The sequence below is a fragment of the Streptomyces sp. NBC_01433 genome, from assembly GCF_026340105.1.
In the GTDB taxonomy this organism is placed as follows: Bacteria; Actinomycetota; Actinomycetes; order Streptomycetales; family Streptomycetaceae; genus Streptomyces.
On record NZ_JAPEPM010000002.1, the window covers coordinates 691,810 to 703,386 of the forward strand.

General features: G+C 70.6%; 10 protein-coding genes. 5 read left to right on the forward strand and 5 right to left on the reverse strand.

Going from position 1 to position 11,577, the window contains the following annotated elements:
• Positions 1-6: 6 nt before the first annotated feature.
• Positions 7-1,521, reverse strand: a complete 1,515-nt coding sequence (locus OG413_RS30640) for an APC family permease (RefSeq protein WP_266811282.1) — start codon at positions 1,519-1,521, stop codon at positions 7-9.
• Between the two features lie 253 nt (positions 1,522-1,774).
• Here OG413_RS30640 and OG413_RS30645 point away from each other — a divergent pair, with 253 nt between their 5' ends.
• The 3 genes from OG413_RS30645 (at position 1,775) to OG413_RS30655 (ending at position 5,402) form a co-directional block, all read left to right on the forward strand.
• On the forward strand, positions 1,775-3,223 hold the full coding sequence (locus OG413_RS30645; RefSeq protein ID WP_266811283.1) for an aldehyde dehydrogenase: 1,449 nt from the start codon (positions 1,775-1,777) through the stop codon (positions 3,221-3,223).
• Positions 3,224-3,358: 135 nt separating this feature from the next.
• Positions 3,359-4,786, forward strand: coding sequence for an FAD-binding oxidoreductase (locus OG413_RS30650; protein WP_266811284.1), 1,428 nt, complete (start codon positions 3,359-3,361; stop codon positions 4,784-4,786).
• 82 nt (positions 4,787-4,868) lie between these two features.
• On the forward strand, positions 4,869-5,402 hold the full coding sequence (locus OG413_RS30655; protein WP_266811286.1) for an Lrp/AsnC family transcriptional regulator: 534 nt from the start codon (positions 4,869-4,871) through the stop codon (positions 5,400-5,402).
• On the opposite strand, the gene OG413_RS30660 is transcribed toward OG413_RS30655, so the two are convergent.
• A complete protein-coding gene (locus tag OG413_RS30660) occupies positions 5,346-7,613 on the reverse strand; it encodes a heavy metal translocating P-type ATPase (RefSeq protein ID WP_266811288.1) in 2,268 nt (755 codons plus the stop codon). The two genes, OG413_RS30655 and OG413_RS30660, sit on opposite strands and share 57 nt — an antisense overlap.
• Before the next feature lie 96 nt (positions 7,614-7,709).
• On the opposite strand from OG413_RS30660, the gene OG413_RS30665 reads away from it, so the two are divergent.
• On the forward strand, positions 7,710-8,096 hold the full coding sequence (locus tag OG413_RS30665) for a metalloregulator ArsR/SmtB family transcription factor (protein WP_266811290.1): 387 nt from the start codon (positions 7,710-7,712) through the stop codon (positions 8,094-8,096).
• A 178-nt stretch (positions 8,097-8,274) separates the two neighbouring features.
• Positions 8,275-9,330, forward strand: coding sequence for an iron-containing redox enzyme family protein (locus tag OG413_RS30670; RefSeq protein ID WP_266811292.1), 1,056 nt, complete (start codon positions 8,275-8,277; stop codon positions 9,328-9,330).
• Here OG413_RS30670 and OG413_RS46960 read toward each other — a convergent pair.
• From OG413_RS46960 to OG413_RS30685, 3 genes are read right to left on the reverse strand one after another with little or no spacing between them, the layout of a single operon-like run.
• Positions 9,316-9,615, reverse strand: a complete 300-nt coding sequence (locus OG413_RS46960) for a CDGSH iron-sulfur domain-containing protein (RefSeq protein WP_323137938.1) — start codon at positions 9,613-9,615, stop codon at positions 9,316-9,318. The genes OG413_RS30670 and OG413_RS46960 overlap by 15 nt on opposite strands.
• The gene (locus OG413_RS30680; RefSeq protein WP_266811294.1) at positions 9,590-10,255 is read right to left on the reverse strand and encodes a HemK2/MTQ2 family protein methyltransferase; all 666 of its coding nucleotides are present in this window, start codon (positions 10,253-10,255) and stop codon (positions 9,590-9,592) included. The genes OG413_RS46960 and OG413_RS30680 overlap by 26 nt, the downstream gene beginning before the upstream one ends.
• A 39-nt stretch (positions 10,256-10,294) precedes the next feature.
• Positions 10,295-11,422: an L-histidine N(alpha)-methyltransferase gene (locus OG413_RS30685; protein ID WP_266811296.1), complete on the reverse strand. Its 1,128-nt coding sequence runs from the start codon at positions 11,420-11,422 to the stop codon at positions 10,295-10,297.
• Positions 11,423-11,577: the final 155 nt, after the last annotated feature.

Sequence of the window (11,577 nt, forward strand, 5' to 3'; positions counted from 1 at the left end):
CGGGGATCACACCGGACGGCCGTCGGCGCCCGGCGCGTCCCGCTCCCCGGTCCGCTCCCTCGCACCGGTCCGCTCCCCCGCACCGGCCCGGTCCTGGACCTTGGTCCGGTACAGCCACAGCAGCACGGCCAGTACGAGTACGGCGAGCGCCACACCCAGCTCGGTGTAGCCCCCGTATCCGGTGATGGAGAAGCCGGTCGCTCCGACCACCAGCACCACACCGAGGAACGCGGCGAGCGCCCAGGCCAGGGGGACGAAGAAGCGCGGCAGCCGGATGGGCCGTGCCGCGTCGGGGCGGTCCTTGCGCAGCAGCGCGAAGCCGGAGACGGCCAGTACGTGCGTGAGGATGTATCCCAGGTTGCCGGTGACGATGATGGCCAGCGGGGTCTGGAGCACCGTGAGCACGAAGACGTTCAGGACCAGGGCCACCAGCAGGGCGCGGGCGGGTACGCCGCGCTTGTTCAGGACCCCGACCTGCTTGACCGTGAGCCCCGACCTGCCCATCTCGTACAGCACCCGGGAGCCGTCGGCGAGACCGGTGATCATGATGAGCAGCAGGGAGGCGATGAGGAAGACCACCATGAGGTCGGCGGCGCCGCCCACCAGGTCCTGGAACGCGCCGATGTAGAAGGTGGTGGGCTCCGCGGTGATGGCCTTCTCCCCCACGTACCCCGAGAGGGTCAGCGGGAGCAGGATGAAGACGCCGAGCGAGAACAGCACGCCCGCGCGCAGTGCCCTGGTGGTGTCGCGCACGGTGTCCTTGTACTCGGGGGCGAAGGTCGCGCACACCTCCACGCCGAACGAGGTCCAGGCCATGACGTAGAGCCAGACCAGTGCCTCGCGCAGCCCCGAGGCGCCGTGCAGATTCCAGTGCAGGCCCTGTGCGCTCCAGTCGCCGGAGAACAGCGGCAGGACGATGAAGACGGCGAGCGGTATCAGCAGGGCCCCGCCGGTGACGTAGACGACCCACATGGCGACATGCAGGCCGATCATCGCCGCGCCGAACAGCAGGAGCATCACCAGCAGGCCCACCGCGATGGGGAAGTCGACCTTCAGCGGTCCGAACTCCACGCTCCAGTCCTGGCCGGGGAACCACTGGGCCTGGACGAAGGAGCCGATGAGCCCGGAGTAGACGGCCAGTGCCGTCGTCCAGGGGAACCAGTAGCCGATGCTCGCGACGGGGCCCACCACGGGGGCCCGCGTCTTCCAGCCCTCCGTCGCGTAGTGGGCTATCCCGCCGGAGGATTCGGGGAACATCGCGGCCAGTTCGGTGTAGATCCAGTTGGTCGCGGTGGCCAGCACCATCGAGGCGGCCCACAGGGCGATCGCACCCCAGGCGCCGAGTCCGCCGATGGAGGCACCGAGCGAGGCGATGAGCGCCGCCGGCATGGTCAGCGACATCGCGAAGCCGTCGAACCAGCTCATCTTCCTGGGCAGCGCCGGGGCGTTCGCGCCGTCCGCTCCCGGTGGTGCGGGCGAGCGGGGTGGGGCTGGGGGCGGGTTCTGCGGCTGGACTGACATGGCGATCCCCTCGGGGTGGACGCAGACAGAAGTAGCGATGGGGCCTGGTTATAGATGAAGCGAAAAACACCTGTCAATACTCATGAACAAGCAGTGAGTGAGTTGTGATTTTGCTGAATCAGCAGTCTTGACAGTTCTTGTTTGCTCGGCGAGTCTCCAGTCATCGCTTCGCACCGGACCCCTGGGCCGAGCGGCCCGCGGCCCCGTGCCCCGGCCCACGCCCCCGGCCCGGACAGGACAGAGAGGCCAACGCATGAGCACCCCGACCGCCGACCGGCACCAGCTCTTCATCAACGGCGCCTACACCGATGGCACCTCCGGGGCCGACCACGAGGTCATCAGCCCCGCGACGGGCGAACTCGTCGGCACCTTCCCGCTGCCCGCCACCGCCGATGTCGACGCGGCGGTGCGCGCCGCGAACGCCGCCCAGCCGGCCTGGGCCGCCACCAATGTGTGGAAGCGCGCCGAGCTGTGCCACCGCATCGGCGACGAGCTGAGCCGGCGGGTCGACGAACTCGCCCGCCTCCAGTCGCTGGAGCAGGGCAAGCCGCTCGGCGAGTCCGTCGCCGACATCGAAGAGGCGGCGAAGCTCTTCCATCTGCACGCCGAGGACGCCGTACGGCTGCACGGTGAGACGCTGCCGTCCACCGACAGCACCAAGCGGATGTTCACCTTCCACCGCCCGGTGGGGGTGTGGGGCATCATCACGCCCTGGAACTTCCCGCTGCTGATGCTCGCGGAGTTCGTGGCCCCCGGGCTCGCCACCGGCAACGCCCATGTCGTCAAGCCGCCGGCCAACACCCCGCTCACCGTCCTCAGGGCGATGGAGGCGTTCGTCGCCGCCGGACTGCCCGACGGACTCGTCAACATCGTGCCCGGCGAGGGCGAGACCGGCGACGCGCTGGTCCGTCACGAGGGCATCCACGCGATCGGCTTCATCGGCTCCACCGCGACCGGGGCGAAGATCCAGGCCGCCGCCGGACTCAAGCGCTCCATCATGGAGTGTTCGGGCAACGGGCCGCTCGTCGTCCTGGCGGACGCCGATGTCGAGGCCGCCGCCAAGGCGGCCGTCGACGGCGCCTACCCCTGCGCCGGGCAGGTGTGCTGCGCCACCGAACGCGTCATCGTGCACACCGACATCCACGACGCCTTCGTCGAGGCCGTGCTGCGTGAGGCCCGGCGCATCACCCTGGGCGACCCCTTCGACCCCAAGACCGTCCTCGGTCCCCTCAACAACGAGGGCGTCGCGGCCAAGATGGACCGTCACATGGCCGACGCCCGCGAGCGCGGCGCGCGCATCCTGCTCGGCGGCAGGCGCGCCTCGGGTCACCCGACCGATCTCTACTACGAGTTCACCGTGGTGGACGGTGTGCCGGAGGACAGTCTGCTCTCGCGCGAGGAATCCTTCGGACCGGTCGTCCCGATCATCACCGGGCAGGACGAGGACGACCTGCTGCGCATCGCCAACGACGACAGACTGGGCCTCCAGGGCGCCGTGTTCACCCGCAGCATGACCTCCGCCTTCCGCTTCATCGAGGAGATGGAGGTCGGCCAGGTCATCGTGAACGAGAGCAACAACTGGTGGGACATCAACATGCCCTTCGGCGGCGCCGGCAGCCGTTCCACCGGCTGGGGCCGGATCGGCGGCAAGTGGACGCTCATGGACATGACGGACACCCGTACCGGCGTCATCAGCCTCTGACCGGCGCCGCGCCCGCCCCGCGCCGCGCGACACCGCCGTACGTCTTCACCGCCCAGCCCGCGCGGGCCGGACCCCGGCCGATGCCGGGGCCCCGGCCCGCGCGCCCCCACCCGCCGGCAACGAGGTATCCGCCCCATGACCACCGCAGCCCCGCGCCCCGAGCAGCGCGGCACACACCACCGCAGCCGCCTGCGCGACACGAAGGCCGCCCCCTACTGGCTCGACCGGCCCCAGCACCCCGAACCGCTGCCCCGGCTGACCGCCGACACCACCTGCGATCTCGCGGTCGTCGGCGGCGGCTACACCGGGCTGTGGACCGCCCTGCTCGCCAAGCGCGCCGACCCCGCACGGGACGTCCTGGTCCTGGAGCAGAACACCTGCGGGCACGCGGCCAGCGGCCGCAACGGCGGATTCTGCTCACCGAGCATCACCCACGGCCTCGCCAACGGCGCCGACCGCTGGCCCGCCGAGGCCGGACTGCTGCACCGCCTGGGCATGGAGAACTTCGACGCCTTCCAGCGGGACCTGGACACCCATGACATCGACTGCGGATTCGTGCGCGGCGGCAAGGTCACCGTCGCGGCCACCCCCTGGCAGGCCGAAGGGCTGAAGGGCGCCCACGCGCTCGCGCACCAGTACGGCGAACGGACCAGGCTGCTGGACCACGCGGAACTGAAGCGTCACATCGACTCGCCCCTCTGGACGGCCGGTCTGTGGTCCCCCGACTACGCGCTCCTGGACCCGGCCGCGCTCGTCTGGGGCCTGCGCGCCGCCTGTCTGGCACTCGGGGTCCGGATCGCCGAGCACACCGAGGTCACCGCCCTGACCAGCCGTCAGGCCGGCCGGGTCCGCCTCACCACTCCGTACGCCGAGGTCGGCGCCCGGCAGGTCGCCCTCGCCACCAACGTCTACCGGCCGCTCCTCAAGCGCCTCTCGCTCAGCATGATCCCCGTCTACGACTACGCGCTGACGACCGAACCGCTGAGCGACGGGCAGCTCGCCGCCATCGGCTGGAGCGGCGACCACGGAATCACCGACGCGGGCAACCAGTTCCACTACCTCCGCAAGACCGACGACAACCGCGTCCTCTTCGGCGGCTACGACGCCATCTACCACTACGGCAACCGGGTCGAGGAACGCCTCACCCAGCGCCCGGCCACCTTCGACACGCTCGCCGCGCAGTTCGCCGAAGCCTTCCCCGCCCTCGCCGATGTCCGCTTCTCGCACTCCTGGGGCGGCGTCATCGACTCCACGACCCGCTTCTGCATGTTCGCCGGTACCGCCGCGCGGGGGCGGATCGCGTACGCCCTCGGCTTCACCGGGCTCGGCGTCGGCGCCACCCGCTACGGCGCCCGGGTCATGCTGGACCTGCTCGCCGGTGAGCGCACGGAGCGGCTGGAGCCCGCCATGATCCGGCGCCCTCCGGTGCCTTTTCCCCCGGAGCCGGTCCGCTATCTGGGGGTGGAGGCCACCCGGTGGTCCATGGCCCGCGAGGACGCCCACGGGCGCCGCAATGTGTGGCTGCGCACGCTGGACCGGCTCGGCCTCGGTTTCGACTCCTGAGCCGTGCAGGATAGGCGCCTACGACCGAAGATCCAGGCCCCCGCACACCGCGTGGGCCGTACATGAGAGCCGGAGCGACAGCATGAGCACGCTGGGTGGCAGCCCCCTGGACGACACCGACCGTCAGATCATCGCCGCACTTCAGGCGGAGGGCCGCCGCCCGTACAGCCAGATCGCCGAGGAACTCGGCATTCCCGCCTCCTCCGTGCGCTACCGGGTCCAGCGCCTGGAGGAGAACGGAACGCTCCAGATCGTGGGGATCGCCAACCCGCTGACCATCGGGTTCGACCGGTTCGCGATGGTCGGCATCCGGGTCCGGCCGGGCACCGCCCAGGAGGTCTGCCGACGGTTGCGGGAACTGCCGGAGACCTCCTACGTCATCATGACGGCGGGCACGTACGACGTGATGGCCGAGGTGATCTGCCGGGACACCGACCACTTCACGGATCTGATGAACCGCAGGCTGCAGCTGATCGACGGCCTCGTCTCGACGGACTCCTTCTTCGTGCTGGAAGTGCACAAGCTGGCGTACGGCTGGGGTGTCGGCGAGGTGGACACCTCACTGCTCGACGCCCCGCAGCCGCCGCTGGGAGCGGGGATCGACCAGCGCGACTGAAGCCCGCCGCCCCCTCCGGTCAGTCCGACGCCGCTGCCGCCGCCGCTGCCGTGCGGTGCAACAGCCGGGTCGCCGCCGCGCCCGGTGGAAGGCCACGACGCCCCAGCTCGTGCCGGTATCGATCGACGGGACGGTCCACCGGGTGCCGCGGCGGCTGGTCAAGGCGTACGAGCGCGGCCTGCCGCACCCCCGGGGGCCGAGCCTCCATGACGCACGACCGGCTGCCCGGCGCCAGGCACTGTCGCGCAGCAGGCGCAGTCCGTTGAGGCCGACGATGACGGTGGAGCCCTCGTGCCCCAGGACGCCGAGGGGCAGCGGAAGGTGCCCGGCCAGGTCCCAGACGACCAGCGCGGAGATGAACACTCCGGCGATGACCAGGTTCTGCACGACGAGAGCGCGCGCCCTGCGGGAGAGTGCCACGACGGCGGGGACAGTGGCGAGTTCGTCGCGGACGACGACCGCGTCGGCGGTCTCCAGCGCGAGGTCGGAGCCGGCGCGGCCCATCGCGATGCCGGTGTGGGCGGCCGCGAGCGCGGGCGCGTCGTTGACGCCGTCGCCGATGACCAGCACCTTCGCCCCGGCCTTCTCCTGTTCGCGTACGGCGGTGACCTTGTCCTGCGGCAGCAGTCCGGCACGCACATCGGCGATCCCGACCTCGTCGGCGAGGCGGGCGGCGGCGCGCGGGTTGTCGCCGGTCAGCAGCATCGGCGTACGGCCGGTCAGTGCCGCGAGAGCCGCTACGGTGGCGGCGGCGTCCGGACGGAGCCGGTCGGCGATGCCCAGCACGCCGACCGGGACCCCGTCCCGCTGGACCAGGACGGCGGTGCGACCGCCGTCCTCCAGTGTGCGCACCACCTCGACGGCGCGGTCCGATGCCTCGACGGCGCCGGCCGACGCGGTGCCGGTGAGGACGGAGAGCAGCCGTGCGGGGGCACCGACCGCGATGGTGCGGCCGTCGACCGCGGCCGTCACCCCGACCCCGGGGGCGGAGGTGAAGTCCTGGGCGGCGGGCGGCTCCAGGCCGCGTTCGCGGGCGGCGTCGACGGTGGCGCGGGCGAGGGGATGTTCGCTGGGGTGTTCGGCCGCCGCGGCCAGGGTGAGCAGTTCCTCCGCGCTCAGTCCGCTGCCGGGCAGCGGGTGGACATCCGTGACGCGCGGTGTGCCTTCGGTCAGGGTGCCGGTCTTGTCCAGCGCGACCGCGTCGACCTGCCCGAGACGCTCCATCACCACGGCGGACTTCACCAGGACGCCATGGCGTCCGGCGTTGGCGATGGCCGACAGCAGCGGCGGCATGGTGGCCAGCACCACCGCACACGGCGATGCCACGATCATGAAGGTCATGGCCCGCAGCAGCGAGTCCGTGACCTCCGCGCCGAAGGCGAGCGGGACCAGGAACACCGCGAGCGTGGCGACGACCATGCCGAGGGAGTACCGCTGTTCGACCTTCTCGATGAACAGCTGGGTCGGCGCCTTGGTGGCGGACGCTTCCTCGACCATGGCCACGATCCGCGCGATCACCGAGTCGGCCGCGTCGCGTTCGACGCGCACCCGCAGGGCCCCGGTGCCGTTGAGGGTTCCGGCGAACACCTCGTCGCCGCTCTCCTTGGCCACCGGCAGGGGTTCACCGGTGATGGTGGCCTGGTCGACGTCGCTCGCGCCGTCCAGGACACGGCCGTCGGCGCCGACGCGCTCACCGGGGCGGATCAGGATCGTGTCGCCGACCGCGAGGTCCCCGGTGGGGACCGTCTCGTCGGTGCCGTCGGCGCGCAGGCGGGTGGCGGTGGTGGGAGCGAGGTCGAGCAGACCGCGGACCGCGTCCTGGGTACGGGCGGTGGCCAGCGCCTCCAGGGCGCCGGACGTGGCGAAGATGACGATCAGCAGCGCACCGTCCATCACCTGCCCGATCGCCGCAGCACCGAGCGCGGCGACGATCATCAGCAGATCGACGTCGAGGGTCTTGTCCTTGAGCGCCCGGAGACCGGCCCAGGCCGGCTCCCACCCGCCGGTCCCATAGGCCGCCGCGTACAGCGGACCCCAGACCCAGGCCGGGAGACCGGTCAGTTGCAGCGGCAACGCGAGCAGGAACAGCGCCGGCGCGGCCCCGGCCCAGCGGGCCTCCGCCAGCGTCAGCACACGCGTACGGCGCCTCGGAGTGAGGGTGGCCCGTCCGCGTCCGGCCGGGGCCGGACACTCGGTGAGGGTGGAAGACATGGCGTGGACGTTCCTCAGTGGAGGAGGCACGGGCAGTACGGCCACCATACAAGAACGTATGAACAGGTTTTCACGTGTCATCGGTAGAATGAACTCATGGGACACGGAGCCGACGTCAGGAACACCGCCACCACTCGTGAGCGTCTGGACGCCGTGGGGGCCACCGATGTCGCCGCCACCCTCCAGGCGCTGGCCACGCCGTCCCGGCTGCGCATCCTCGCCCGCCTCCAGGAAGGCCCCTGCGCCGTCGGGGACCTCGCCCAGGCGGTCGGCATGGAGTCCTCGGCCTGCTCCCACCAGCTCCGTCTGCTGCGCAACCTCGGCCTGGTCACCGGTGAACGCAACGGCCGCTCGATCGTGTACGCCCTCTACGACCACCATGTCGCCGAACTCCTCGACCAGGCCCTGTTCCACGTCGAGCACCTGCGCCTCGGCCTGCGCGACGCCCCGGCCGCCGGAGCGACCCCGTCCGGAGCCGCCTGACCGGCCGGTCGGGCGGCGTACCCGCCTCCCCCGCGCACCCCGCCTCCCCGCGTCACGGGTCGTTCACCCGGCCAGTGCGACGAGAAGGGCGTCTGGCGGCGCGGGGCCACGGTGAGCGAACATGTCTGTACCGACCGTGCGCATGACATCCACGTGATCCGATCGAGCTGGAGAGTCGATGACCCCCGTCGCCGCCACCGGAGTTGTGCCTCACCTCACCCCCGTACTACCCGTTCCCCGCGGGCCGTTGTCGGCAGCGGTGGTCAGCGCGCTGGCGAAGGACCCCTCGAATCCGCCGGAGCCGCTTCCGCCGCACGACGTGGACCGGATCGATCCGTACGGCGAGGACCTGACGCTGGCCCTCCACACCTGCTACGAGCTGCACTACCGGGGTTTCGCCGGTGTCGACCCGCTGTGGGAGTGGGATCCGGAACTGCTCCGGTTCCGGGCGGTGATGGAGCGCGTGTTCCTGACGGCGTTGCGCTCGGACGCCGTTGGCGGTGGCGGTGACGGTAATGACGTCGCTTCGGCGCTGGACGCGTTGCTCGTCGAGCCGGTACCCGGTGACGGGGTCTCGCATTTCCTTCGGGACTCCGCCGACTGGGGGCAGGTACGCGAGTACTTCGCGCACCGCTCGGTGTATCACCTGAAGGAGGCCGACCCGCATGCCTGGGTCATTCCCCGTCTGCAGGGGCAGGCCAAGGCGTCCCTGGTGGCGGTCGAGTTCGATGAGTTCGGTGGTGGCCGCGCCGAGAACGCGCACTCGCAGATGTTCGCCGACCTCCTGGTCGGGGCCGGACTGTCCGCCGCGTATCTGCACTATGTGGATGACGTCCCGGCGCCCGCACTCGCCCTCGTGAATCTGATGTCGATGTTCGGACTGCACCGCAGACTGCGCGGCGCTCTGGTCGGTCACTTCGCGGCGGCCGAGATCAGTACGGCGCCGAGCGCGCAGCGGATCGCCCAGGCGCTGGAACGGCTGGGCGCGGACCCGGCGTGCACCCTCTTCTTCACCGAGCACATCGAAGCCGACGCCGTGCACGAGCAGGTGTTGCGCCGCGATGTCATCGGTGACCTGCTCCGGCGGGAACCCGACCTCGCCGGTGACGTGGTGTTCGGCATCGCGGCAACCGAGCTGCTGGAGGGCAGGCTGTCGGCACACCTGCTCACCGCCTGGCGGACCGGTACGACATCACTGCGCCGGGCGCTGCCCGAGCACTCAGTCGGGAGGTGATCCCCCGGTCCCGTCCTGCGGGGCCTGACGAACGCGTCGGCGGTGGCTGGTGTCACAGAACGGCGGACGTCTGCTGCGCTGACAGACGCACAACGCGACCACGAACCGGTCCGAGACGACGGTCCGGCCGTCCCCGGTCACGATCTCGACCGGCCCCTCGACGAGCAGCGGTCCGCCGGGGACGACGGTGACCCGCCTCCGGTCCCGGTCGCGCGGGCCGGGAGCCGGACCCGGTTCCGCGCTACGTTCCGGTTCCGCGCTACGTTCCGGAGTCCCGACGGTCACCGCGGATCACCACCAGTTCCTCGTGACGTTGTCCTGCCGTGATCATTCCCTGGTCCTGCAGCAGTGCGACGCGGCCGTTCATGACCGGACCGAACGGCACTGTCCGCCGGGCCACCACGGCGGCCTTCAGTCCGCCCTCGTGCAGCTGGTCCACCGTGGTGTCCACCCCGCACACGGCGGAGTGCACGATCAGCAGCATGCCGCCGCTGGAGAGCATCCCGGGGGCGTTGGCACACAGGGGATCCAGCAGGGCCCGACCGTCCCGTGCGGCGTCCCAGGCCCGGCTCGGGCCGCTCCGGGGGAGCTCCCGCCGTGGGGACGGTACGTACGGCGGGTTGGCGAGTATCACGTCGAACTGCCGACGGGCGGGGAATGTCAGGGCGTCGCGGCGTTCGACCCGGACCGGGAGCCCGCGTACCCGGGTATTGAACCGCGTCGCCAGGGTGGCACGGAGCGAGATGTCCACGGCGGTGATGTGCCCCGCCCCCGCGGCGGCCGCCGCGACGGCCAGCGCTCCGGTACCGGTGCACATGTCGAGAACTCGTGCGCCACAAGGGATTCCGGCGTCGCGCAGAGCCTGAACCAACAACCACGTATCCGCCTGGGGCCGGTACACGCCCGGGGGTCTCAGTAACCACACGGCGCAATCCGCACATCGCGGGAATCGGCCTGACTCCTCTCAGATCTCATCGGCCGCCTCTCGACGGCCGGATGAGCGGGTGAAGAGAAAGATGCCGTACTGCCATTCCTCGTCGGTCCACTGTGCGCGCAGTTCAAGACCGCGTGCGGTGACGTCGGCCACGAACTGCTCACGCCGGAACTTGTGGGACAGACCGACGTTGAGCGAGTCGCCCCGCCGAAGGTTCAGCTCAAGATCCAGCTCGTGAAGCGCGACGGAATGGTCCTCGGTCGCGTAGACGCGCGCATCGACGGTTCCGGTGCCGGCGTCGAAATGCGCCCGCGCGGAGAAATTCCGCGCGTCGAAATTACCGCCGAAACGCCGATTGAGGTGGTCCAGATGATTGAGCCGGAATGGTGTGAAGGCGGATCGGCCGGCCGGATCGTTGTAAGCAGATTCGAGTATCCGGGCCGGCTTCAGAAGGTCGACCGACACCAGGAATCCGTCACCGGGACGCAGCGTGCCGACGATCTCGGAGAGCAGCTTGTCACGCTCCTCCAGCGGCATATTGCCGAAATTGCTCCCGAGGAACGACACCGTCAGCGGTTCGGGCCCGCTGTCCCGCAGCCAGGCAAGACCCGCCTCGTACCGGCCCCACAGCCCCCGCACCCGCAGGTCGGGCAGTTCGGCGGTCAGATCCCGGCCACTGGCCTCAAGCATCTCGCGGCTGACGTCGATCGGCAGATAGGAGGTCGCACGACGCTCGACGCAGGCCGCCAGCAGCAGACGGGTCTTCTTCGCGCTCCCGCTGCCCATTTCCGCTATCAGTCCGCACCCGATCAGGTCGGCGATCTCCCCGGCATTGCGCTTCAGCAGCCCGTACTCGACGCGGGTGAGGTAGTAGTCGGGTAACTCGGTGATCAACTCGAAGAGATCCGACCCGAGCGCGTCATATCCGAAGTGCGCGGGAATCCTTGGCGGATTCTCCCGCAGACCGGTCAGAAGTGCCGACCGGTCGTCCCAGAAAGCCGCACCATCGTCAACGGCCACGATATCGACCTGACTCAGCGACATGATCTCTCCCCTGGCTCTTCGAACCGCGCCTCCCCGGGCGGCGGCCGTAGTTCCGTGCCCGTCTCGCGCGCCGATCGGACAGAACGCAATGGCGGCTTGCTCTTCCGGCCGCACCCGTGGAGCCTGCCACTGCGCGATAGAGCGCAAACGGATTAAGTCAGCCACATCGCGGTCCGTCCGCTATCGCATATGCCAGAGGCCGCAGTTCACCCACGACGGCCACCGATGGGCCGCCGCACCGCGCTCCCCGAGGCCACTGGTGGACGCGA